The sequence below is a fragment of the Brucella sp. genome (assembly GCF_032066345.1).
GTDB classification, from domain to species: domain Bacteria; phylum Pseudomonadota; class Alphaproteobacteria; order Rhizobiales; family Rhizobiaceae; genus Brucella; species Brucella pseudogrignonensis.
On the sequence record NZ_DAMBKZ010000008.1, the window covers coordinates 105,601 to 130,372 of the forward strand.

The window sequence follows — 24,772 nt, forward strand, 5'->3', positions numbered from 1 at the left end:
AAAAACATGAAAGCCTGGGAGCTGACACGCGATCTGCTGCGCGACACAAAGCCTGTTATACGCACGGCAGAAGAGCAGACATGGGACGCAAGCGCCGTCATGAAGGCGCAGGACGATCTCATGGCCATGTTCTGGAAAAGCAATGTGCCGGGTTCAGCAGCACCCGAATGCCTGATGGCCGGTGCGCTGCAATCGCTTGAAAACAAGGGCTATGTGCTGGCACCCTATGCAGAGCTTCTGCGCGACGGGCTCGCAGCACTGGAGCGCTCTGATTTTGAAACGCTTTATCGCATCGATATGCGTTTGCGCATACTCATGCGCGCGGCAAAGCCCGATCCCGAGCATCCATCGCAGAAAACCATCCGCTTTGCATCATGGGAAGCGTTTGACGCGAGCGTGAAGTGGCCGGAAGATGTGGCTTATCCTATCCAGTCTGATGATTTCCGCGACCGTACCGCGGGCGCATGGATGGCGCAGTTGGTGGGCGCTGCTGCTGGCACAGCACTTGAGGGCTATACGGCTGAGAACATCATGGAGGTTTTCGGTCCGATCCGCGATTATGTGCGCGAGCCCAACACCTATAATGACGACATCACATTTGAGATCGCCTTTCTGGAAGCCTTTGGCGAGAAGGGTTCTTCTGTGACCAGCGCCGACATTGCCGAACGCTGGACGTCGCTGATCCCGCTTGGCTGGTCGGCGGAGGCAATCGCCCTTTCCAATATGCGTCGCGGCCTCACGGCGCCTGAAACCGGCTCCTCCGACAATCCGTTCGATGAATGGATCGGCGCTCAGATGCGCGGCACAATCTGCGGCATGGTCGTGCCGGGACGTGCGCGTGAAGCTGCCCGCCTTGCCTGGATGGATGCGGAAATCTCCCACGCCGGAAACGGAATCCTGGGCGAAGTTTTCAATGCCGTCATGGCGGCACGCGCCTTTGCGGTTCAAAACACACGCGAATTGCTGGTCTCAACCGCAGAGCTTTTCTCAACTGACACGGAGTATGGTGCGGTTCTCGCTTTCGCGCTTGATGCCTGTAATACAACAGAAAAATGGCAGGACGCCTGGGCAAAATGCGACGCTGAATATGCCGAGTATAACTGGATTCACGTCACGCCAAATGCCGCGGCACAAGTTGTGGCGCTGTGGTTTGGCGAAGGCGACTTCGACCAGACGCTGGAAATCGTCTGCGGCATCGGCCATGACGTTGACTGCAATGCCGCGCAGATTCTGAGCATGATCGCCATCCAGCACGGCCCCGGCATTATTGCAGAACGCTGGTCAAAGCCACTCCTCGCCGACGATATCGTCACCTATATGCGCCGCCCGGCGAAAATCTCATTCGATGCGCTTGTCGATCAGACGGTTAGTGCAGCGCGCAACGCTCTTTAAAATCCCCTATTAGGAACTCATCATGGCCCGTAAAATTATTATCGATACCGATCCCGGTCAGGACGATGCAGTCGCCATTCTTCTGGCACTCGCAAGCCCTGAGCTCGATATTCTCGGCATCACCGCCGTTGCTGGCAACGGCCCGCTGGCTCGCACTGAAATCAATACCCGCACCATCTGTGAAGTTGCGAAAAAGCCGGACACAAAAGTATTTGCAGGCTCTATCCGTCCGCTGGTGCGCCCGCTCGTGACGGCTGAAAACGTCCACGGCAAAACCGGCCTTGATGGTTATGATCTGCCTGCCCCCACTATGCCGCTTCAGGCGCAGCATGGCGTTGATTTCATTATCGAAACACTGATGAAGGAAGAAGCTGGCACCGTCACTCTCTGCCCGCTCGGCCCTCTCACAAACATTGCCTCAGCACTCATCCGCGAGCCGAAGATCGCTGAACGCGTCAAAGAAATCGTGCTGATGGGCGGCGGCTATTTCGAGGGCGGCAACATCACGCCATCGGCTGAGTTCAACATCTATGTCGATCCACATGCAGCCGCAGTTGTGTTCAAATCAGGCATTCAAATCACCATGATGCCGCTCGATGTCACGCACAAGGTACTGACCACCGAGAAGCGCATCGCAGCCATTCGTGGCCTCGGCACGCATGTCGGCGAAGTTGTTGCTGCATGGCTTGAATTCTTCGAGCGCTATGATGAAGCAAAATACGGCACCGATGGTGGTCCGCTGCATGACCCGAACGTCATCGCCTATCTGCTGAAGCCTGAACTTTATTCAGGCCGTCATTGCAACGTGGAAATCGAGATCAATTCGGAACTGACCATCGGTGAAACAGTCGTCGATTGGTGGGAAGTTACCGATCGTCCAAAGAACGCACTCTTCATCAAGGATGTTGATGCGGATGGTTTCTTCACGCTGCTGACTGAGCGTCTCGCAACGCTCTAAACAAGCTCAAAATCACATAATCGCCACAAAAAAGCCGCAGGATTCACAATCTTGCGGCTTTTTTACCTCAGCGTTTTATTGGATTTTTTGCAGTCTTACTGATTATTCTGCAAAAGTTGCGCCACTTCGTGAGCGGTCGGCGCAGCAGATCCGGCGCCAACGCGCGTCACCGCAATCGCTCCGGAAGCCGACGCGAAACGGACGCAATCATGCAGCGACTGCCCCTGCGAATAAGCAACGGCAAAGCCACCATTGAAACTGTCGCCAGCGGCAACCGTATCGACAACATTCACCTTGAACGGTTCAAAGTGCTTGACCTCATCAGCCGTCACAAGCAATGAGCCGCGACCACCAAGCTTGACGATAACGATCTTCGGACCGCGTTCGAGAAGTTTGCGGGCAGCAGCTTCCGCAGATGTAATATCGGTTGGTTCAATGCCGGTGATTTCAGCAGCTTCGGTTTCGTTGGGCGAAATGATCTCGCTCAATGAAATCAGATCGGCCATGCGGCTTGCATCGCCAACCGGAGCCGGATCGAGCAGCACGGTGCCGCCAGCAGCTTTCACAGCCTTTGCAACAGCAAGATTGGCTTCATGCGGGACTTCACGCTGCAACAACGTGATTTTGGCTTTCGCAATATCAGACGCATAGGCATCAATATCGGATGCCGCCCAATTTGCATTGGCACCGGCGCAAACAACAATCGTGTTCTGCCCGGCTTCTTCGACCTGAATGATTGCAATGCCGGTATCGACACCATCAATCATTTTAACACCAGCGGTGTTAAGACCGAACTGCTGCATTTCCTTGACAGCGAGTTGGCCAAAGGCATCGTTGCCGACCGCACCGACGAAACGAATATCGCCGCCAAGCTTTGCCGCAGCAACCGCCTGATTGGCACCTTTGCCACCAAGACCAATGCCGTAGCCGGACGCGTTCAGTGTCTGGCCGGGACGCGGCAGTGCTGCCATACGGGCGCTGACATCGACGTTCACGCTGCCGAAAATGAAAATCTTCAATGGAGTTCTCCACGATTGCAATTGCCGCCGAACATAGCGTCGGTTGCAGGAAACTTCCATGCCACCGAGCACACCATACACAAATACGGAAAACCGGAGTGAAACGCCCACTTATCAAGCTTGACCATCAATACTTTGCCCGAGCATAAATAAGATCTGGGAGTGATGTGAAACACATTGGGAGGTTTCGGCATGGTATCAGACAAGCTGCAGAACATGATTTCGCGTGTTCATCAGGTCCTTGAACGAGATATCCAGCCGCTGATCGGAAAAACTCCGCCCTTTATTCTTTTCTTTTCTTTCACAGACACGCAATCACGCGCGCAAACACTGACCGTCACCGCGGGAAGCTTTAAAGACTGCTGGAACGCAGGGCTGGAGAAGCTACAGCAAACCATCACCAAATCAGGGATGGAACCCAAATGGTTGCGGGTCGATTGGGTGGAAAGCACCGAAGAAATCGATAAAGCGGAGCTCATCAGGCGTCTACAGCAGGTCAAACGGAACTATTTCCGTTATGGCATCTCCCTTGATGAACGTTTTCAAACAGCGTTTCTTGAAACAGAACTGAATGGCAATGCGATGCTCTATGGCGGCCCGTCAGTTACCACCGCAACTCTCAACGAAGCGAACTTCAACCGCTATGCAAAGCGCTCGCGTGGGTTCGACAAAATTTCGGTTGCCGATGTTGAGAAATTTCATGTCTTCTCGACGCAGGCGCTTTTTACCACCGACGACGATGATGAGGTCCATTCGATACCCGGAGCCGGTCCGAACACCGGTCGCAGAACGATCGAAATGTTGAGTATCGCTGACATTGACGGGCTGATTGAACGCGGCAGCCATTTTCTCGAAACGCAGGTGGGCGAGGACGGGCGCTTTATCTATGGCTGGCATCCGTGCTTCGACAATGAAATCAAAACCTACAACACGCTCCGCCACACAAGCACGCTTTATGCGATGCTTGAATCCTGGGAAGTCACCAAAGATCAAGCGTTGATAGATGCGATTGAGCGCGGGCTTCAACATCTCACCGACAAGCTCATCAAGACTGTAAATCAGGACGGCAAAGATCTGGCGTTCCTGACGGAAAAGAATGGTGAAATCAAGCTGGGCGGCAACGCCGTCTGCCTGCTGGCACTGGTTAAATATAGCGAATTGACCGGCACCGACCGATACCTGCCTTTGCTGGAGAAACTCGCACTCGGCATCGTGCATATGCAGGATCAGCAGAGCGGCAAATTCAACCATGTGCTCAATTATCCGTCGCTGAGCATCAAGGAGCCCTTCCGCATCATCTATTATGATGGGGAGGCCGCGTTCGGGCTGATGCGGCTATATTCGCTGACCCGCGATGCACGCTGGCTGGAAGCGGTGGAAAAGGCGTTTCACCATTTCATCGAAGCCGATCACTGGGAGGCGCATGACCATTGGCTTTCCTATGCCGTCAATGAATTGACCCGTTATCGACCGGAACAGAAATATTACGAATTCGGCATTCGTAACTTTGCGGATTATCTGGATTTCGTCAGCAACCGCATCACGACATTCCCGACACTGCTCGAACTGATGATGGCAGCGCAGCAAATGGTCAGCCGGATCGAAGCTGATCCGAAGCTCGCGCCATTGCTGGCCGGGGTTGATCTGAAAAAGTTCTATTTCGCGCTGGAGCGCCGCGCGCATCATCTGCTGAACGGCCATTTCTGGCCGGAACTTGCGATGTTTTATGCCAACCCCGAAAAAATTACCGGCAGCTTCTTCATTCGCCATCACGCATTTCGCATACGGATCGATGATGTGGAGCACTATCTCTCCGGATTTGTGGCTTACCGTAAATACCGGCTTGCCCAACAACAGGCCGAAGAACGCCGCGTGGCTCTGCCAGCAGCGTTGCAGCTCGAACGCCCGTTGATCGGCTTGATGCGTGCAAAGGGCAGACCGGGACCACGAAGTTTGGCGACTGCGCATGTTGCTGCCACTCAAGGCATCACACTTTACTTCTTCACGCCGTCAGATGTGAACATTACGGAAAATGCAATCAATGCGCTGAAGTTCGAGCACGGTCAGTGGATCAGACAACGCATTGGCGTTCCGCATATCATTGATAATGACGAAAGTTCCCGGTCATCCGCTGATATATGGAAGGCACTGGAGCGCCAGAGCAAGATGACCACGATCATGCTTGGCGGCAAGGCAATAACGCTTCAAAAGCTCCGTGATGCTAACCTCTTCACTGATATCATCATTCCTGATCTGCGTGTCAGTGATCCCGATGCAGCCCTCGCTTTCATTGAACAGCATCGCGAAGTTGTCTTCAAGCCGGTCAGAGGCGCACAGGGTAACTCCGTCTCCCTCATTCGGGCTGAAAACGGAGCCTACAGCATCCAGCTTGGTGCAGAAAAGCAGATCGTATCGGCAGAGGATATAAAAGCGTTTCTCAGTCAAACATTTCCGGCACACCGTTATCTCGCGCAGAAATACATTCACTCGCAGACGCCATCAGGCCTGCCTTTCGACATCCGCTTACACCTTCAACGCGGCGAGGGTGGCAACTGGAAAACCACAAAAATCTACGCGCGTATTGGTCAGGGAAAGACCATTACCTCCAATATTGCAGGCGGCGGCAGCATCGCCGATGGGCGCATATTTGTTCATGGGCAATTTGGCCCCCGCGCCGATGAAGTCTGGAGCAGACTACTCAATATCGCCCAGGAATTTCCGGAGAAATTTCAACACCTTTATGATAAGCCTATTGATGCAATGGGGCTTGATCTGGGATTGGACGAAGGCGGTCAACCATGGCTTTTCGAGGTAAACAGCTGTCCCGGCACTAAGTTTTTTGAATTTGATGAGGCGCTGATCAGGGTCGGCTATCTCAAACATCTAGCATCACAAGTTAATGGCACGCCTGTTAAATCCGACAGCGATGTCCCTGCTCTTTCAGATGTTGTTACCGCTTTCACGGGCGAGCCGGTTTCAAACAGCAATGCGGCCATTTCCGTGGCAAACCTTGCCATCGACAATGCCCTTCCCGCAAAAAACAGCGTGGGCCTGCTTTATGCATCGGGAGATGTAATAGGAGCGAGCAAAACAGCACTTGAGAAAGGCAAAGATCGCCTGCTGGCCATTATAGGCGAAAGTGCTACACCGCCATTTGATGATGTTCCTTATTTTAGAACACGCTCTTTGCGTGAAGGGCTGTTCAACGCAGCTGCATCGCGCCGCGCAGAATTTAAAGGTTCCGTTTTTTCTGTTGGTGGCAGTGTTGGCAAGACCAGCACAGCCCATCTTTTAGCTCATGCACTGCGACGTTTGGGTAAGGTCGTTGGTGTCAACGGCGCTGGCAATATTCCTGAATATGTGGCGACAGGTATGGCAACCATGCCACTTAATCGGGATTGCCTCGTGTTTGAAATTGCAGGGGCAACGGCACCGGACAAAGAGCCAATCGGTCTCACTTCGGCTCGCATCATCAAGCCAGACATTTGCATTTTGACAGCCATTACACCGGCCCACATGGACAAAATGGGTACGATAGAACGTGCAGCGCGTATAAAAGCCGCAGCTTTTAAAGGGCTTAGTCCCATGGGCACTGCGATTGTCAATCGTGACACTGAGCAGTTCGACATTATCAAGCAAGAAATCCCAACATCGGTACGCCTCCTGACTTTCGGCCGCCATGAGGATGCCGATATCAAATGGCTGGGACGAGATGCCGAGGATCATATTGAGATCAGCATTTTTGGCACGCATATGTCACTGCCATTCAACATTTCGCGCGATGCCTTTGTCATAAACGGGTTAAGCGTGATTGCAGCCCTGATTGCTGAAGGCGTTACAACGCATGATGCGGCCCTTGCAATTGATGGCTGGACGCCGCTTGCAGGCCGTGGAGCGGTGGTCGATATTGCCTGGAAAGACGGGCAGATTCAGCTCATCGATGATGCCTATAACGCCAATCCTGCATCAATGACCACGGCACTGCGTGAACTGGCTGCACTGAAAACAACAGGACGCCGCATTGCCGTGCTGAGCGAAATGGCAGAACTGGGCGATAAATCGAAAGACTATCACACCGAGCTTGCACATACGGTGCGCGATAATAATATCGACCAGATTTTCCTGCTCTACTCAGACGCCTATAGCGGCTTTTGGAATGAGATTCGAACTGAGCAACGCGCATCAAAAAGTCCTGCCCTTGATACGCTGAAAGCTGAATTGATCGCGGGACTGCTGCCGGGTGATACATTGCTGATCAAAGGTTCCAACGCGACTGGCCTGCACAAGCTGTCGCGTTGGTTCAGAGAACTACCAGAGATTACGCAATAAGTGCTACTGATCGACCGATTTCATATCGCAGGTGGTTTCTGCATTGGAACACAGGCCTCTGAACCAGGCGCGTCCGGTGCGTTGGTCATTGCTGGCAAGGTCTTCCAGCTCTTCGCCGGCCATGCGCTTGCGCAGCACCGTGTAATCCAACAGCACCCAATCCTCGTGGCAGGCGAGGATGTTGTTGATCCTGCCCATTTCAGTCAGCCAGTCACTGCCAATATCAAGCAGCCGCTCACTTTGAGGGTCGGGTTTCAGAAAGCCGCGGGCCGACTGAATGCCGACTTTCGCTTCGTCCGATTTGATCCAGCCTTCGCCCTTGTAGACCTCACGCGGGACGTAATCGTCGCTTTCTTCATTATAGGCATCGCTTGCATTGGCGATCTTAAGCCAGCCATCGCTGGCTTCAAGCACATCAAAGTCGATGCTGTAGGCATATTCCGCGTCTCCGGCTTTGGAGCCGGTCGGTATATGGCCCAAAATTTTGGCATCGGCAGATGGCGCTTCGCGGACTTCAATTAAGGGCTTTTCACCGTTTGTCCATGCACTGAACGCGCATGACGTGGCACCTGCTGGAGCTTCTGCCTGATTGCCTGCAGCAAAAGACATGGATGCGGAGGCGAGAACAATCGAAAGTGCTGTTATGAAAGGCTTTTTCATAAATGGATCCCCCACAAAAATCAGGAAAACGGATCAGAATATTCGAGCACTTCCTGCCCCATCAAAACACAATCGCCGCCGATGTCCGCATAATAAAGGCGCAGGCGATACTCGCCCTTATAGACATAGCCGAGACCTTCGATGACATCGAATTTGCCTTTGCCGCGCAGAGCTTTGATCGTACCGGTTTTCTTGAAAGTAGGTTCATCGATTTCTGCACGATCGTCATTGTCGCTGTGCAGAAGCAGGAGCTGCTTTGCCTTTATGATCGCATCGGCAACGCACTTGTCGGCGGCTTGTGCCGGAGCAGTTTGAGACAGCACTGGCAAGGAAAGAGCGAAAGCCAGCAGAAAAGGACGAAAACGCATTAAAATCTCCAACTATCAATTATTCTGCCCAGAGCAGACTGTGTGGCAGCCTCACTCAATGAAAACCTTGACACTGGCAGCGCGTCCGCCTGCATCAACAACGGTCAGTGTGGAATAGCCGGTGCCATCCGGCAGCCATGTGGCCGTGCGGCGGCGGTTGGGTTCGGCAATGGGTTTGCCATTGGCAAGCCAGCGAAACGGTGCGCGTCCGCCCTGTAATTTCAGCACCAGTGGCGAGGCATTATCGGTCAGGGCTTTCAATTCGACATGCGCGCCATCAGGCGGAAACACGATGCGCGGTGCAGGCTCAATCGTGGCTTTGAGAACCGGCAGCGGATCGCTGCTCGATGAAAAGCGTATCTGCGTCACAGGAAGATCGGCGCGTGCTGTGCGAAATGCGCCAGCAGGCGCACGCGGCAACGGTACGGAAGCAACACCTGAACGTACAAAGGCTTCAAACAGGATGGGCGCTGCCGAAACATAACCGGCAAGGCCCGGCACCGAGCCGCCATCGGCACGCCCGACCCAGACACCCAGCACATAACGCCCGTCATATCCGACCGACCAAGCATCACGATAGCCATAGGACGTGCCGGTCTTGTAAGCGAGGCCGAGGCGTTTCGCGCCTTGCGGCGGCACGACACCAGCCAGAATATCGCCAATCTGCCACGATGCCTGCTCGCTCAGAATAGGAGCCGATGGCTGAACAGGTTCTGTACCTTCGGTGCCGTCACGAAGGGCTGCTCCTCGCCCGCCATTGGCAAGGCCAGTATAGAGCTGCACCAGATCGCGCAGGCTGATGCCCGCGCCACCAAGGCCGATGGCCAGTCCCGGCGCTTCACCTTTCGGCAATTGCAAATTGACCGCCGCCTGTCGAATACGCGTGGTGAGCCGTGCAGGGCCAATTGCATCGAGCAGGCTGATGGTCGGCACATTCAGCGACATTTGCAGCGCCTGACGGATGCTGACATCGCCCTGATAGCTCATATCGAAATTGCGCGGACGATAACCCGCAAAATCCTGCGGGCGGTCCTCGATGATGGTTTCCTGCGCAATCAGTCCCTGCTCGAAGGCCAGCCCATAGATGAAAGGCTTGAGCGTTGAACCGGGCGAGCGCACGGCCCGGGTCATATCGATCCAGCCCTGCCGCTTGCCATCGAAATAATCAGCGGAGCCGACTTCGCCTAAGATATTGCCGTTGCGACTGTCGGCCAGCACCATGGCGACCGATACTCTTGGCCCAAGCTTCGCAGCAGCTTCGCGTGCCACAACTTCAAGCCCAGCCTGCACCGACTTCTTAAGCGTCAGCTGATGCCGGGCCTCGGTCGGTGCCTGTTTCAAAGCGAGATCGGCAAAGTGAGCGGCCAATGAAGGCAAGGGATGACGCGTCGCGGATATGCGCTCACGCGATGCGCGTTCGGCTTCTTCGCTCGTGAAAACATCAGACGAAACCATGCGTTTTAGAACGCGATCCCGCGCAGCAACCGCATTCTCCATCTCGCGATCCGGGCGGCGGCGCTCCGGCAATTGCGGCAAAGCCACAAGAAGCGCTGCTTCCGATATGGTGAGGCGCAGCGGCTCCTTGCCAAAATAGGCTAACGATGCCGACCTCACACCTTCCAGATTGCCGCCATAGGGCGCGAGTGTCAGATAACGTTCGAGAATTTCAGACTTGCTCAGCCGTCGCTCAATTTGAACTGCACGCGCCAGCTGCCGAAACTTGGAGCCGAAGCTGCGGCTTTCGCGCGGCTCGATAAGGCGGGCAAGCTGCATGGAAAGTGTGGAACCGCCGGAAACAATACGGCCGCTCCCTGCAAGCTGATACGCGGCCCGAAGAAGTGCTGTGAAATCAATGCCGCCATGATCGTAAAAACGCTTGTCCTCATAGGCGATCAGCATCTTCACGAATTTCGGATCGACATCTTCGATGCGGGTATTCAAGCGCCAATAGCCGTCCGGTGTTGCATAGGCGCGCAGCAAAGCGCCGTCACGATCCATAACTTCGGTGGAAATGGTCAGCCGTTCCGGCAAAGGCGGAGGATAGGCGCGGTCGAGCCAGTCAAGCCCGACCACGGTTCCGAGTCCAGCGATGCCGAGAAACGCGGCACCGCCAATCGCTATTTTCCAACGCCTTTTCATTTGTTTGGCCATGATCTTGTCCGGAAACCGGTTCCCACTTTTCGGGATCATGGCTTACGGTGCCGCCACCTCCATCATGCTTGTCGCCGTGCGCGCTGCAAATTGCGGACGATACATATCCTCAACCGTTGCTGCCGGATGGGTGTAAAGACCCGGCGTCACCGCACGCACCACATAAGCCAGCGTAATCGGCTTCTTCTCGCCTGCAGAGCGGTCGAAAGCGGCCACAAAACGATCATTGCGGAATTCGAGATGCGCTGCCTGTGTGCTTTCCAGCCATGGGAAATTGCCAAGATCGGCACTGGAAACAAGACCCGGATTGTCGATCTCGAAACCAGCTGGCAGCAGATCGGTCACAAGCAGACGCGACTGCCATTCCTGCAGATCGTCGATTTTCAGAACAACAACATAGCGCTCATTCTGATTGACCCCGGTGACATTGGCAGCTCCCCCATCAAGCGTATAATAAGTGCGCTCGATGTTGAAACCTTCTCCACCCGCAGGCAGTGACTGAGCGGGTGCTGCAACAGCCGTGACGACCGCATCAACCGAACCCTGCCCCTTGTTTGTGACGACTAGCGGCTGCGTTTCAAGGGCTGCCCCATTGAGACGCTCGGAGAACGCGCCCTCATGCGCTGTGCCATTGATGTCGAGGCTGATTGCGCCATTGTCATCCTGAAGCCCGCGTGCTGCAAGCAGCATCCATGCCTGATCCTGCGTGCTGAGATAACGTGCCTTTTCGCGCTGGAACTCGACCAGCGTAATCAGCGATGGCAGCACTTTCGGCGCAGGCTTGGTTTCCGACGCAAGAGCCAGCATTGCCGCGCCATCACGCAGCGGCGAACCATAATCGGAGCGATTATAGTCATAGCTGGACTGGCTGGTTGCGAGCTGGAGCGACGCATTGAACACGCGTTCCGAACGCGGCTGATCACCATAAAGCGCTAATGCTGCACCGAGCTGGGCAACGGCCATCGGGCTTGCAAAGTTTTCAAGCTGGGTATCGGCAAAGTAACGCAGATCGCCAACAGAAGCCTTCTTGTTGCGTGCCAGAACATAGAGCGCATAGGCAATGTCGTTGCCACGTTCCTTGACGTCGGTGGTATAGCCGAGCGCATTTTGCAGATTAGAAAGTGCAGACAGCATCGCCTGCTGCGGCACGTCATAGCCCTTTTCGCGGGCACGCGTCAGGAAGTCGGTCACATAGGCGTCCATCCAGAGATCACCCGATCCCGGCGACCAGAGGCCAAACGAACCACTCGAAGACTGGTTGTTGAGCACGCGGAAGATGGAATCCTGTACGCGCTTCTTAAGTTCTTCCTGACTTTCCAGACCCGCTGCCGCTTCCGTACCTGCAGCCATTTCGCTCAAATAAAGCAGCGGCAGTGCGCGGCTGGTGGTCTGCTCTGTGCAGCCATAAGGATAGCGGTCGAGCGCCATCAACAATGCTGGCACATCAAATGCGGCACTTCGCGTTACACCAACGCTGACAAAAGCACCATCAAGCAGGCTTTCAGACAGAAGGCCGCCATCGACTCTCACACTTCCGCCATTGGCCGTGAGATTGACGACATGGCGGCTCGTGACCGGCAGATCGACCGGACGCACCGGCAATGCCAAAGCCTGTTCAACATTGAGGCCTGCATCGTTGGAAAGCCGGATCGTCACACCGCCCGCACCCGTGGCCACAGCATTGAGTGGAACGGTGATCGACTGCCGTTTGCCACCTTTAAGCGCGATGCTTTCAGGATAGGAGCCAACCTCAACACCGAGATTATCAGTGGTCTCAAGGCTCACACGATAATCGCCGTCCGGTGCATCCGTATTGGCAATATCGAAGCGGATATTGGCCTGATCGCCAGGGGCCATGAAGCGTGGCAGACCAGCGGTGATGACCACAGGATCGCGGATGATGACATCGGTTACCGCATGGCCAACAGCCTTCTTGGTCCATGCAACCGCCATGACGCGCGCGGTGCCGTTGAACTGCGGTATGTCGAAAGTGATAGTTGCCTTACCGTCGCTATCCAGTTCAACCGGACCGGAGAACAGCGCAACCAGCTTTTCGGTGGGCGGGCTGCCTTCCGCTGCCATATTGCCACCATCGCCACCTGTGCGCAGCTTGCCGGTGACGCCGAGCGAACCATCGATCAGGCGACCATACATATCGCGCATTTCAAGGCCTAGCTGACGCTGGCCGAAGAACCAGTTTTCAGGGTTCGGCGGCTGATAGCGTGTCAGATTGAGAATGCCGACATCGACTGCCGCGACCATGACATAGGCCTGTTCGCCACCCGCATTTTCAACCGAAACCGGGATGGAAAGTGTGGAACGCGGCGTGATCTTTTCAGGCGGGGTCAGCTTGACTGCAAGCTGCTTGTCGGCAGGATCGACCTTCAGCCATTTAAGACCAATCGCACGCGCTGGCATACGGCTTTCAATAGCCTCACCCGGACGGAACAGCGTTGCCGTAACATAGGCGCCCGCACCCCAATCCTCACCCACCGGAATATCGATGGTCGTGCCACCTTCCGGCACGCTTGCGGTGATTGTCTTAAGCAGCTTCTCCGCACCAATGGTGATGAGCAACTCACCGGCAAAACGCGGGGAGATTTTCAGTTCTGCCGTGTCACCTGCCGCATAATGTTCCTTGTCAAGCGCGATTTCGAGCCCGTCCGGCGTTTCGGTCGAGGTTGAGCTGACAAACCAGCCTGCATCGAATTCATAGCTTGTGGCCGGGCCCGAAGCATCAGCTGTTTCGATTTCCAGACGGTAACGGCCCCAATCGACCGGCAGACTGATTTCAGCCTCGCTATCGGTTGTAAGGTTAATCTTGCCGTTGGCAATCGCCTTGGTGAAAGTCACTGGTTCGTAGTTCCAGCTGTTGCCACTGCGATACCACTGATAATTACGCTCGATCTTGACCAGCGACCATTGTGCGCCATCAAGCGCCTTGCGATCACCCTTGCTGTCAGAGGCGATCAGGCTGAACTTTGCAGTTCCGCCCTGCGGAACTTCATCGCCAGCGAAATCCGGGCGAATGCCGATGAGATCGGTTTCCGGCTGAATGGCCACATCGATCTTACGCTCAACCGCACGACCACCGGTTTCGCGCATACGAACGGTCACGGCTGCATTTACGAGACGCGTCGTTGACGGCATTTCATCGACTGTAACCGGGAAGGTCGCTTTGCCATTGTCATCGACTTTTGACAGGCCATCGAGCGGCAGGCGTGTGGCTTCGCCCTGTTCTTCATCGGCGAGGCCGAAATAATAGCCCTTGAAGCGGTCCCACTGACGCTTGGTCGAAAGCGTGACTTCGCCTTCAAGCGCAAGACCGGCGGCAGGCGCACCATAGAGGAAACGACCGTCCACGGTGATATTGGCGGTTTCGCCAACAGCGATTTCCGGCTTGTCAGACGTCAGATCGAACTCGATCCGGTCCGGCACAAAATCTTCAACCAGGAACATCTGCGTGGCAATCGCTGGCTGCTTGGGATCGGTATAGACCGAAACATTCCAGGTGCCGCGCATGGCGTTCGACGGCAAGGTCAGGTCGATGGCATGACCACCGGCCAGTTTGCTGTCGGAAACAAGACGGCGATCTTCCACGCCATCGGGACGCGTAAAGATGAAGGTGAGCGGCAGATCATCGATTGCGGTTGCTGTGTCGTCACGCGCAAGCGCGCCTACATGCACAACTTCGCCCGCGCGGTAGATACCGCGCTCTGTCCATGCATAAAGATCAAGCGCTTTCGGCACGGCACGGCCCGTCACACCACGATCGGAAAGATCGAAACCGGCGCGCGCCATATCGAGGAATGTGAAATCCTCATCATCGCTACTTGCCATCAGCACCGCTGGCACCATGCCGTCTGTGCCGCGTGTCAGTCCCGGCGTAAACGTCGCACGGCCATCGCTGTCGGTGGTCGCTTCGCCCAGCACTTCATTGTTGCGTGCAAGCAGCGTCAGCTTCACGCCTTTAAGCGGCTCTGCGCTTTCCAGCGAACGGGCAAACACGTTGATGCCGTCCTGTCCGGTATAGGTCGAAAGGCCGATGTCGGAAACGACAAACCACTGCGTTGCCTTGGTGCCATATTCATCATCGGACTTCTGAACCAGCGGCTCGGCGGTCAGCACATAGACGCCAGGCTTGCGTTCCGGCAGTGCTTCATCAACCGGGAAACTGGTCGTTGCTTCCTTGTTCAGCTCATTGCCTGCAACCTCGATCTCACCCTCCCAGACAGGCGCACCCATCTGATCGGAAACCGTGCTGATGTCGTAGCTGTCCAACTGGCGCAGGAACTGATAGCCGGAGAGAAGCTGTGCCAGCGAACGGTCGCCGACGCGGTAGAGCTTGACCTTGGCGGTACTCAGATTGACGCTGACCAGCGGAATGCCGCGACGGGCTTTCGCAGGCAGCACAAAGCTGTCGCCGGTAAAGCGCACCGATGGCGCGCGGTCCTGCACATAGATCGAAAGATTGACCGGAGCAGGCAGCACTTCGCCAACAGCCGAAGGCAGGCCCTGACGGAACGTCACCGTATAATTGCGGCCATGTTCCAGACCCTCGACGCAAATCTGGCGGTCCTTGGCGTCAACAGCTTTTGGCGCGCCATTATCGAGTGTAACGAAGCTCGAATAATCGACACCGCTTTTCACCAGTTCTTCCGAGAACTGCGCGCAGATGCGCGGCGCGGCATTATCATTATCGACCGTATTATTGACGATGCGGAAGCCTTTGCGGGCCTTCAGATCTTCATAGGCGTCACGAACGGATGCGGAATTGACGAGATCAAGGCTCGCTTCATAAGCCTGCAAGGCCGGGCGCGATGCATCGCGCTTTTCGAGTGCCTGCGCCATGACGGCAAGCGCTTGCGCGCGCTCATCCTTGGTGCGTGAGGTCTGGTAGGCAAACCACGAGGCCGACGTCGCATCGCGCTGGAACTTGGAGCGTTCCTGACCATTGGACGGCTCGGTCGCAAGCGCTGACAGCGCATATCCGGCCCAGATTTCGCTTTCGTCCGGTGACATGCTGGCAGCTAGTCGGAATTTTTCCATTGCCGTGCGCGGATCGCCATTCATGCCAGCAGCGCCCGCTTCATTGCGCAGATCGCGCAGGCTGTCGGAGCTTTCAAGGCCGCCGATTTCGCGCTTGAGACGACGGGCTTCGTCAACCAGATTGGCGGCAAAGAACGAGATAGCAGGTGCAGCGCCAAGATCTTTGCCCTTGGCAGCCTTTGCTTCCGTCACAACCTTGCCGGCAATGGAGCCGACAGACTCATTGAGCTTGTTGAAATCGGCTTTCAGAAAGCACCATTTGACCTTGGGATTATAAGTGAAGGCCAGACAGGAATTATCGCCGAGGCAAACGCTTTTGCATTGCTCAAGCGAGACATTCTTTTCGGTTCTCAGATCGAAGCCGAAATAATCTGCATCCTGTGTTGTCTCGATGCGCCGTGTTTCGGCGGCATTGGCCCCGGAGGACGATCCGAATGATGTCGCAAGGCAGAACGCAGTCGTAAAGGCCAGTATCAGCCGATTAAACCGATCAGACATGAGTGTCACTCTTCTGTAGTTGTCCCTCATCCCGCGCGGTTGTCGTCGACCCGGACCCGCACGCTCTCCAGATCAGAACTTACCAATTTATCCAAAACTGGATAGCTGGATTCGTATCTGAACTTCCGAATAGACTCTGATACAGGACAAACCTGATCAGACAAGACTTCTTTTAGCATCGGCTCAATCAACAGTCAGAATATACGGGCTCGACATTACGTGATCATCTCAATATTGCTCGGCCTGAAATAAAGCATACATAAAGACAGTAGCCGCATCGCCCTCCTCCCCCAAGCATACGGTGCGGCTGCAATATTTATATCCCCCAAACAAAAGGCCGGAAGCGCTCCCAAGGTTTCCGGTTGGCATGATTGATGGCACATCCCAACAGACTGAACTCTGCAGCGCTCGATTTAATCCCCAACACGACCACGGCGGATGAATTGAAAGCTGCGATGCGACAGCTTGCTGCCGGCATCAGCGTCCTCACGACAGGAACCGGCGACGCCAGAACCGGCGCAACCGTAACTTCTGCGACTGCTCTTTCGGTCGAACCGCCGACAATCATCGTCAATATCAATCTGACTGCCTCGGTCTGGCCGACAATCAATGCCGAACGCCGTTTCTGCCTCAATATTCTTTCGGGCGAGCAGCAGGCTGTGGCCGACCGTTTTGCAGGCCGGAATGGCGAGAAGGGTGCGGCGCGCTATGAGGGTGCGGAATGGTATTCGCTTGAAAGCGGCGCGCTGGCCCTGAAAGGCGCGCTTGCTTCCATCGATTGCGAAGTTGAAGAGATCATTGAGCGTCATACCCACGCCATCATCATCGGTCGTGCGCTCAGGATTGTCAGCGGCGAAGGTGAACCGCTCGTCTATCATCACGGTCGTTATCACGCCATCAAACGCTAGCATGGCGCCCAAAACGGGTTCCCAGTTTTTGGAGACATGCTCTAAGTTCTGCTTAAACCCGGTCTTGTACGAAACAGCTGTTGCCCTGCCGTCATAAATTGCCTAGCTGTTAGACAGGTTGCTAAAAAGCGGGAGAGTTTTGGGTGGTCACTGAATGGCTAGCAGATTCCAGTCCGGTAAGCCGGAAAAGTGCTGCGGAAATCGTCTTTGAAGATATTCGCTCAGCCATAGCAAGCGGTCGACTTTCGGTCGGAACACGCCTGCCCTCGGAAGCTCAGCTCGCTGAAAAATATAGCGTCAGTCGCCCGATCGTGCGCGAGGCATTGCGCTCGCTGCAAACGCTTGGCCTCACCCATACCCGCACCGGAAGCGGGACTTATGTGCTTAAAACATCTCCCGGCCCGGAACTGAGCTATGGCGGCTATTCGGCGCGCGATCTGATCGAGGCCCGCCCATTCATCGAAGTGCCAGCAGCCGGATGGGCCGCAATCCGCCACACAGATGATCAGATGGCAAAACTCATTGATCTCTGCGATCGCATGGAAAAGCAGACCGATCCGCATAAATGGGTGCTGCTCGACACCGAATTTCACAGCATGATAGCGTCTGCTTCCGGCAATGCCATGTTTGCAAAAATCGTTGCTGATGCCCGCGTGGCGCTTTCGCGCCAGTCGGAACTCGTCAATCTCATGGCCGGTCGCCGCGAGGCTTCCAACATCGAGCATCGCCAGATTGCCGAAGCGATAAAGAGTGGCTCGGAAGAACAGGCGCGTCTGGCCATGCAGAGCCATCTCGGTCAGGTGAAGCTGGCCGTCACCACCATTATGGCGAAAGAAAAAAGCGCATCAGACTGAATGTCCGATGCGCTTCATTCTCAGGCTTCAATCGCCAGATTGGCAAGGTGCTCAGGCTTGAGCGCCTGCTGCAATTGTTCCGCTGTCATATGGCCCTGCGCGAGCACGACCTCCGGCACCGTCTGACCGGTGGCAAGCGCTTCCTGCGCAACTTTGGTCGCAGCATAATAGCCGATCAGCGGATTAAGTGCTGTGGCAAGACCGATGGATTCCTCCACACGCCGCGCCATGATTTCTGAATTGGCGGTTATGCCATCCACACAACGTTCTGCAAGAATGCGGCAGGCAGCACCCAGATGGCTGATGCTTTCCGACAGTGAGCGCACGATGATCGGCTCAAAAGCATTCAACTGCAACTGACCGCCTTCGGCTGCCATGGTGATCGTGATGTCGCTGCCGATGACCGCAAAAGCCACCTGATTGACCACTTCCGGGATCACCGGATTGATCTTGCCCGGCATGATGCTGGAGCCTGCCTGAACGGCTGGCAGGTTGATTTCGCCGATACCGGCACGCGGACCGGACGACAAAAGCCGCAGATCGTTACAGGTCTTGGAAAGCTTGACCGCAACGCGCTTCAAAACGCCTGAAAGATGCACGAAAGCACCCGGATCCTGCGTTGCTTCAATCAGATCGCTGGCCGTGACCAGCGGGCGACCTGTCAGACGCGAAAGGTGCTCACAGGCAAGCGCTGCATAGCCTTTCGGCGCATTAAGCCCGGTGCCGATTGCCGTGGCGCCTAAATTGATTTCATGCAGAAGCTTTGCCGATTCAAGCAGCCGCAGGCGATCTTCGCCAAGCATCACTGCAAAGGTGCGAAACTCCTGCCCCAGTGTCATCGGAACCGCATCCTGAAGCTGTGTGCGCCCGACCTTCAGCATCTTGTCGAATTCGCGCGCTTTACGCTCAAACGATGCCTGAAGAATTTCCATGCAATCAGCCAGCTCATCAATGGCTTCAATCAGACCGACATTAATTGCGGTCGGATAGGCATCATTGGTCGACTGGCTGAGATTGACATGATCGTTGGGATGCAGATGCGCGTAATCGCCCTTTTTATGCCCAAGCAATTCCAGCGCACGATTGGCGATAACCTCGTTTGCATTCATGTTGGTGGATGTGCCCGCACCGCCCTGAATGACATCGACCACGAACTGATCGTGCAGTGCGCCATCACGGATTTCGCGACAGGCACTCACAATCGCATCCAGATGCTGGCGGCTCAACAGGCCGAGTTCATGATTGGCCAGCGCTGCGGCTTCTTTGACGAAAGTCAGGCCGCGCACGAGATAGGGATAGCGTCCGATGCTGACGCCTGTAATCTGAAAATTATCCACTGCTCGCGCCGTATGGACGCCCCAGTAAGCATCTGCAGGCACCTCCTTTGCACCAAGCAGATCATGTTCAACGCGCGTTCCGACCACTTTGTCCTCCTGAACTCGAAACGTTAAATCTGTCTGACAGCATGACAGATTTAATTCGGTTACTCCTCCTTGAGACAAGCGTCAACACACTTGTGAACTTGACTCGTGTTTTCTGATATGCGTTAAAGCCGCAATTAAATCTGTCATGCAGCTTTACAGAAAATGCAATGGGAACGAATTGAAGCATGTTCGGAAGCCTGCTCACCCTTAGGGTGGTGAGGTTTCTTTTCTCAACAATGCTTTCAATTAAAACAAAAGATGCATTGCCGGGCCGTGCACGAGCTCCATGTATCTGACTGTTTCAAAAATGCCGTTCTTCGTTGCGGGTACTGCGTAAAGCTATAGCCTTTATTCAAAACTGAGCTCTCAGGGAGGAGCGATGACAACGGAATTTATCAAAGCCACACCGGCAGAACGCGAAGTCTTCACAGAAGAAGACCGCGGCTATCACAAAGCGCTGAAGCCGCGTCAGATCCAGATGATTGCCATCGGGGGAGCAATCGGAACGGGTCTGTTTCTGGGTGCAGGCGGACGTCTGGTTCAGGCTGGCCCGTCGCTTGTGTTCGTTTATGCCGTCTGTGGCTTTTTCGCATTTCTGGTGCTGCGCGCCCTTGGCGAGCTGATTATGCATCGCCCGAGCTCCGGCTCCTTCGTCTCCTATGCCCGTGAATTTTACGGCGAGAAAATGGCCTTTGCGGCTGGCTGGATGTACTGGCTCAACTGGGCAATGACATCGATTGCAGACGTGACTGCTGTCGCCCTCTACATGAATTTCTTCAAGCATTATGTGCCCTGGCTCGAAGGGATCGACCAGTGGATGTTTGCGATGACCGCGCTCGTCCTCGTGCTGTCGATGAACCTGCTCTCGGTCAAGGTTTTTGGCGAACTGGAATTCTGGTTCAGCCTTATCAAAGTGCTGTCGCTGGTAATTTTCCTTGCTGTCGGCATTTATTTTGTCGTGTCCGGCACCCCGATCGATGGCCATCAGCCGGGTTTCCATCTCATTCGTGAAAGCGGCGGTTTCTTCCCGAACGGTATCCTGCCCGCCCTTGTAATCATACAAGGCGTGGTCTTCGCCTATGCTTCGATCGAGCTGATCGGCACCACGGCTGGTGAAACCGAAGACCCACGCAAGATCATGCCGGGCGCGATTAAAACAGTCGTCTTCCGCCTGCTGGTCTTTTATGTCGGCTCGGTTCTGCTGCTCACCCTTCTGCTGCCGCATACGCTCTATTCGGCTGGTGAAAGCCCGTTTGTGACCTTCTTCAGCAAGATCGGCGTTCAGGGTGCAGATATCATCATGAACCTCGTCGTGCTGACTGCGGTTTTGTCATCGCTGAATGCCGGTCTTTATTCGACCGGACGCATTCTGCACTCGATGGCTGTTTCGGGTTCTGCTCCGGCGGCACTTGCCAAGATGAACAAGAGCGGCGTTCCTTATGGCGGTATTGCTGTTACTGCAGTCGTCACCGCAATTGGCGTTGCACTGAATGCTGTTGTGCCTGCCGCAGCTTTTGAAATCGCGCTGAACCTTGCTTCGCTGGGCATCATCACCGCCTGGGGCGTGATCATCCTGTGCCAGCTCAAGCTGTGGTATCTCGCGCGCAAAGGCGAGATCGCCCGTCCGGAATTCCGTATGTTCGGCGCGCCATATACCGGCATCCTGACGCTGTTCTTCCTGTTTGGCGTTCTGGTTCTAATGGCGGCAGACTATCCGGTCGGCTCCTACACCATCGGCTCGCTGATTATCATTGTACCCGCACTGGTTATTGGCTGGTATGGTCTGCGTGACCGAATCTATCGTCTGGCGGCAGAACGCGCAGCTGAGACGCAAAAAACAGCTGATTGAGGGGCAGAGTGAGTAATTCGCAATTCAAACCATTGGTGGCGGTTATCGCCACCGGTGGAACTATTGCAAGCAAGCGCGGGGAAGATGGCGCAGCCACGCCGACGCTCAATGGTGACGATCTGCTTGCGACCCTTGGCGATGTCGGGGCGCAGCTGCGCCCCATCGATCTGATGGCTAAGGATTCATCCAGCCTGACACTGATCGATATGCAGACTATCTCCGATGCGGTTGCAGCGCAGATTGCAGATCCCGAAATTCATGGTGTTGTCGTGCTGCATGGCACGGATGCCATGGAAGAAACGGCCCTGCTCGTTCATCTGCAACACCACCTTTCCAAACCGGTGATTTTAACCGGCGCGCAGTTCACTGCCGATCATCCCGATGCGGATGGTCCACACAATCTGACGACTGCAATCAATCTTGCAACAGACCCGGCCAATGTCAAAAAAGGCGTCTTGATCGCCTTCGGCGGCAGGATCGTGCCTGCATGGGGCGCATTCAAGTTCAGCAGTGACCACGCCGATGCATTTCGGGAAGTGCGCGATCTGGAAAGACCGGATGCTATCCACCTGCCCGCATCTATCAGCGCAACACGGGTCGATATTGTTGCCATTCATCCGGGTTGCGACGACCTGCATCTTCGGGCGAGCATTCAGGCTCAAAGCCACGGCATTGTGCTGGCAGCTCTCGGTTCTGGCAATGCCAATGCAACAATCGTTGCAGCCGTGAAAGAGTGTACGAAAAACAATATCCCGGTGGTGGTTTCAAGCCGCGTTCCAACCGGCGTTCTGGTGCCGGGTTATGGCGGCGGCGGTGGCGGCCATGATCTGGTTGCAGCCGGTGCCGTGCATTCGCAGACTTTGCGTCCCGGTCAGGCGCGGATCCTTCTGGCAAGCCTGATTGCCAGCAAAAGCCCAAAAGATGCGATTACCCGGGCCTTTGATGATCTGAACCCATAAGATACATCGCAAAATTGAAAGCCAAACGCGTCGCGACCAGCGGCGCGTTTTTTTGTTGTCACCTGCCTGACGTCAAAACATATATGACTTTTTTATTTTTCAGCCTTTTCCCCTCTCTCGAAACCCTATGGGCTGCGGCAGCATAATCCCTGCTGTGGAAACAGAGAGCCCCATAGGCATTCGGCCCATGAGGCAATCGCGACAGGGCATTCAAAATGACAATGGATATTGCCGTTCTTGGTATCGGCATCGCTTTCTTCGCAATGCTGTTTGGCTATTTGCGCCTTTGCGAGAGGCTTTGAGGAACCCGCCATGCTGATTGAATATATCGCAGGCGCCTTGGTTGCGGCTTTCGTTGCCGCCTACCTTCTTTACGCGCTCATTCGTCCGGAACGGTTCTGAATAAGCAGCCGATTTGAGCCTAGAGCGCATCCCGAAAAGTGGGAAGCCAATTTCGGATACGCTGCGCGTTAAACCAAAGATTTAGAGCGCGGATCTGTTTCAATCAGATCGAAACGCGCTCTAATCAGGCTTGGGAAAAACCATGACAATCAATGGATGGATACAGATCCTCATCTTTTGCGGGATCATCATCGCGCTCATAAAGCCGCTTGGCAGCTATATGACGCGCGTTTTCAATGGCGAGCGCACGTTTCTTTCGCCTGTCCTCGTTCCCATCGAACGGGGACTTTATCGTCTGGCAGGAACAAGTGAGCGTGAGGAGCAGCACTGGACGAGCTATGCAGCCGCCATGCTGCTGTTCAATCTTGCAGGCTTTATGCTGCTTTATTTTCTGCAGCGCGCGCAAGGTTCCTTGCCTTTCAACCCGATGGGCATGAGCAATGTGCCTGCCGATCTCGCCTTCAACACGGCAACAAGTTTTGTGACCAACACCAACTGGCAGAACTATGGTGGCGAAAGCACCATGTCCTATCTCACCCAGATGGCAGGTCTTACGGTCCAGAACTTCGTTTCGGCTGCAACGGGTGTGGCCATTGCCATTGCGCTTATCCGCGCCTTCTCGCGCAAATCGATGAAGACGCTGGGCAATTTCTGGTATGACCTCACACGCTGCACGCTCTATATCCTGCTGCCCATTTGTGTGGTCATGACACTCGCTTTTGTGGCGCTCGGTGTACCGCAGACGCTCGGCTCTTATGTCGAAGCCACCACGCTTGAAGGCGCGCGTCAGGTCATAGCGCTTGGTCCGGTCGCTTCCCAGCTTGCCATCAAGATGCTCGGCACCAATGGCGGCGGCTTCTTCAATGCCAATTCCGCGCATCCATTTGAAAATCCCGATGCCATTTCGAACATGATCCAGATGGTAGCGATTTTTGCCATCGGTGCAGGCCTTACCAATGTGTTTGGCCGCATGGTCGGCAATGAAAAGCAGGGCTGGGCGATTTTCGCTGCGATGGGCGTGCTCTTTGTGGCCGGTGTTGCCATTTGCTACTGGGCAGAAGCTGCGGGCAATCCGCTGATCCACGCGCTTGGCATTGATGGCGGCAATATGGAAGGCAAGGAAACCCGCTTCGGCATTACCATGTCGGCGCTATTTGCAGTGGTGACGACAGCCGCCTCCTGTGGCGCAGTCATTGCCATGCATGACAGCATGATGGCGCTTGGCGGCATGATCCCCATGATCAACATGATGCTGGGTGAAATCATTATCGGCGGCGTGGGCGCAGGCTTCTACGGCATCATCCTGTTTGTTGTCGTGGCAATCTTCGTGGCTGGTCTGATGGTCGGACGCACACCGGAATATCTGGGCAAGAAAATCGAGGCAAAAGAGGTGAAGATGGCCATGCTCGCCGTTCTCTGCCTGCCGCTTTCGATCCTTGGCTTTACGGCAATCGCCACAGTCATTCCGGCAGGTCTAAGCTCGATTGCCAATCCCGGGCCGCATGGCTTTTCGGAAATCCTTTATGCCTATACGTCGGGCACCGCCAATAACGGTTCTGCCTTTGGCGGTCTCTCGGGCAACACGCCCTGGTACAATATCACCATCGGTCTTGCGATGCTGATGGGCCGCTTTCTGGTCATCGTACCGGCACTGGCAATTGCAGGCTCACTGGTTGCCAAGAAGGCAGCACCCGAATCCGCCGGGACATTCCCGACCCACGGACCGCTTTTCGTCGGTCTGCTGATCGGTGTCATTCTCGTTGTGGGTGGTCTGATCTTCTTCCCCGCACTGGCGCTCGGACCTGTGGCTGAACATCTCGCGCTGATCAACGGGCAAACATTCTAATGCACATATTCAGCAAGTTAATAACTCCTTTTTGCATCCATTCGGATGCACGGAGTTTTAGGCCATCAAACCTCATTCTCCTCATTCTTGCAGCAGTGCTGATGAT

The 24,772-nt window shown here is 55.1% G+C and carries 15 protein-coding genes; 9 read left to right on the forward strand and 6 right to left on the reverse strand.

The annotated features are described in order from the left end of the window. The first annotated feature begins 6 nt into the window (after window positions 1-6). Window positions 7-1,392 carry an ADP-ribosylglycohydrolase family protein gene (locus RT142_RS12195; RefSeq protein ID WP_313028809.1) on the forward strand — a complete coding sequence of 462 codons (1,386 nt, stop codon included), beginning with the start codon at window positions 7-9 and terminating at the stop codon, window positions 1,390-1,392. Window positions 1,393-1,414: 22 nt separating this feature from the next. Further along, on the forward strand, window positions 1,415-2,350 hold the full coding sequence (locus RT142_RS12200; protein ID WP_105519224.1) for a nucleoside hydrolase: 936 nt from the start codon (window positions 1,415-1,417) through the stop codon (window positions 2,348-2,350). 95 nt (window positions 2,351-2,445) lie between these two features. Here RT142_RS12200 and rbsK read toward each other — a convergent pair whose 3' ends face one another. After that, window positions 2,446-3,429 (reverse strand): ribokinase, encoded by a 984-nt coding sequence (rbsK, locus tag RT142_RS12205; protein WP_313028978.1) that lies wholly within the window; start codon window positions 3,427-3,429, stop codon window positions 2,446-2,448. A 132-nt stretch (window positions 3,430-3,561) separates the two neighbouring features. On the opposite strand from rbsK, the gene RT142_RS12210 reads away from it, so the two are divergent. Then, window positions 3,562-7,698 carry a YheC/YheD family protein gene (locus RT142_RS12210; protein ID WP_313028812.1) on the forward strand — a complete coding sequence of 1,379 codons (4,137 nt, stop codon included), beginning with the start codon at window positions 3,562-3,564 and terminating at the stop codon, window positions 7,696-7,698. A 3-nt stretch (window positions 7,699-7,701) separates the two neighbouring features. Here RT142_RS12210 and RT142_RS12215 read toward each other — a convergent pair whose 3' ends face one another. The 4 genes from RT142_RS12215 to RT142_RS12230 are packed head-to-tail and all read right to left on the reverse strand — an operon-like array spanning window position 7,702 to window position 16,424. Then, window positions 7,702-8,358, reverse strand: a complete 657-nt coding sequence (locus RT142_RS12215; protein WP_231193341.1) for a hypothetical protein — start codon at window positions 8,356-8,358, stop codon at window positions 7,702-7,704. A gap of 20 nt (window positions 8,359-8,378) precedes the next feature. Then, window positions 8,379-8,726: a hypothetical protein gene (locus RT142_RS12220; protein ID WP_113159685.1), complete on the reverse strand. Its 348-nt coding sequence runs from the start codon at window positions 8,724-8,726 to the stop codon at window positions 8,379-8,381. Window positions 8,727-8,777: 51 nt separating this feature from the next. After that, entirely contained in the window at window positions 8,778-10,877 is a 2,100-nt protein-coding gene (gene pbpC, locus RT142_RS12225) for a penicillin-binding protein 1C (RefSeq protein WP_313028821.1), read from the reverse strand. A 42-nt stretch (window positions 10,878-10,919) separates the two neighbouring features. Further along, window positions 10,920-16,424 (reverse strand): alpha-2-macroglobulin family protein, encoded by a 5,505-nt coding sequence (locus RT142_RS12230; RefSeq protein ID WP_313028823.1) that lies wholly within the window; start codon window positions 16,422-16,424, stop codon window positions 10,920-10,922. Window positions 16,425-16,798: 374 nt separating this feature from the next. Between RT142_RS12230 and RT142_RS12235 the strand changes: the two genes are divergently transcribed. Next, window positions 16,799-17,332: a flavin reductase family protein gene (locus tag RT142_RS12235; RefSeq protein WP_313028826.1), complete on the forward strand. Its 534-nt coding sequence runs from the start codon at window positions 16,799-16,801 to the stop codon at window positions 17,330-17,332. Window positions 17,333-17,475: 143 nt separating this feature from the next. Then, window positions 17,476-18,186 carry a FadR/GntR family transcriptional regulator gene (locus RT142_RS12240; RefSeq protein WP_007877439.1) on the forward strand — a complete coding sequence of 237 codons (711 nt, stop codon included), beginning with the start codon at window positions 17,476-17,478 and terminating at the stop codon, window positions 18,184-18,186. Window positions 18,187-18,206: 20 nt separating this feature from the next. Here the strand turns inward: RT142_RS12240 and aspA are convergent, their stop codons facing one another. After that, window positions 18,207-19,610 (reverse strand): aspartate ammonia-lyase, encoded by a 1,404-nt coding sequence (gene aspA / locus RT142_RS12245; RefSeq protein WP_313028830.1) that lies wholly within the window; start codon window positions 19,608-19,610, stop codon window positions 18,207-18,209. Between the two features lie 379 nt (window positions 19,611-19,989). On the opposite strand from aspA, the gene RT142_RS12250 reads away from it, so the two are divergent. The 4 genes from RT142_RS12250 (at window position 19,990) to kdpA (ending at window position 24,666) form a co-directional block, all read left to right on the forward strand. Continuing rightward, window positions 19,990-21,459, forward strand: a complete 1,470-nt coding sequence (locus RT142_RS12250) for an amino acid permease (RefSeq protein ID WP_064321345.1) — start codon at window positions 19,990-19,992, stop codon at window positions 21,457-21,459. Between the two features lie 8 nt (window positions 21,460-21,467). Beyond that, the gene (locus RT142_RS12255; protein WP_313028833.1) at window positions 21,468-22,418 is read left to right on the forward strand and encodes an asparaginase; all 951 of its coding nucleotides are present in this window, start codon (window positions 21,468-21,470) and stop codon (window positions 22,416-22,418) included. 312 nt (window positions 22,419-22,730) lie between these two features. Further along, entirely contained in the window at window positions 22,731-22,820 is a 90-nt protein-coding gene (gene kdpF / locus RT142_RS12260; RefSeq protein ID WP_036567035.1) for a K(+)-transporting ATPase subunit F, read from the forward strand. A 142-nt stretch (window positions 22,821-22,962) separates the two neighbouring features. Beyond that, complete coding sequence (kdpA, locus tag RT142_RS12265) at window positions 22,963-24,666, forward strand: potassium-transporting ATPase subunit KdpA (RefSeq protein ID WP_313028835.1); 1,704 nt, start codon at window positions 22,963-22,965, stop codon at window positions 24,664-24,666. Window positions 24,667-24,772: the final 106 nt, after the last annotated feature.

Excerpts from the sequence above, each read along its gene's own strand:
- RT142_RS12195 (WP_313028809.1), top strand. The coding sequence starts at position 7 with ATGAAAGCCTGGGAGCTGACACGCGATCTGCTGCGCGACACAAAGCCT.
- RT142_RS12200 (WP_105519224.1), top strand. The coding sequence starts at position 1,415 with ATGGCCCGTAAAATTATTATCGATACCGATCCCGGTCAGGACGATGCA.
- rbsK (WP_313028978.1), bottom strand. The coding sequence starts at position 3,429 with ATGGAAGTTTCCTGCAACCGACGCTATGTTCGGCGGCAATTGCAATCG.
- RT142_RS12210 (WP_313028812.1), top strand. The coding sequence starts at position 3,562 with ATGGTATCAGACAAGCTGCAGAACATGATTTCGCGTGTTCATCAGGTC.
- RT142_RS12215 (WP_231193341.1), bottom strand. The coding sequence starts at position 8,358 with ATGAAAAAGCCTTTCATAACAGCACTTTCGATTGTTCTCGCCTCCGCA.
- RT142_RS12220 (WP_113159685.1), bottom strand. The coding sequence starts at position 8,726 with ATGCGTTTTCGTCCTTTTCTGCTGGCTTTCGCTCTTTCCTTGCCAGTG.
- pbpC (WP_313028821.1), bottom strand. The coding sequence starts at position 10,877 with ATGGCCAAACAAATGAAAAGGCGTTGGAAAATAGCGATTGGCGGTGCC.
- RT142_RS12230 (WP_313028823.1), bottom strand. The coding sequence starts at position 16,424 with ATGTCTGATCGGTTTAATCGGCTGATACTGGCCTTTACGACTGCGTTC.
- RT142_RS12235 (WP_313028826.1), top strand. The coding sequence starts at position 16,799 with ATGGCACATCCCAACAGACTGAACTCTGCAGCGCTCGATTTAATCCCC.
- RT142_RS12250 (WP_064321345.1), top strand. The coding sequence starts at position 19,990 with ATGACAACGGAATTTATCAAAGCCACACCGGCAGAACGCGAAGTCTTC.
- kdpF (WP_036567035.1), top strand. The coding sequence starts at position 22,731 with ATGCTGATTGAATATATCGCAGGCGCCTTGGTTGCGGCTTTCGTTGCC.
- kdpA (WP_313028835.1), top strand. The coding sequence starts at position 22,963 with ATGACAATCAATGGATGGATACAGATCCTCATCTTTTGCGGGATCATC.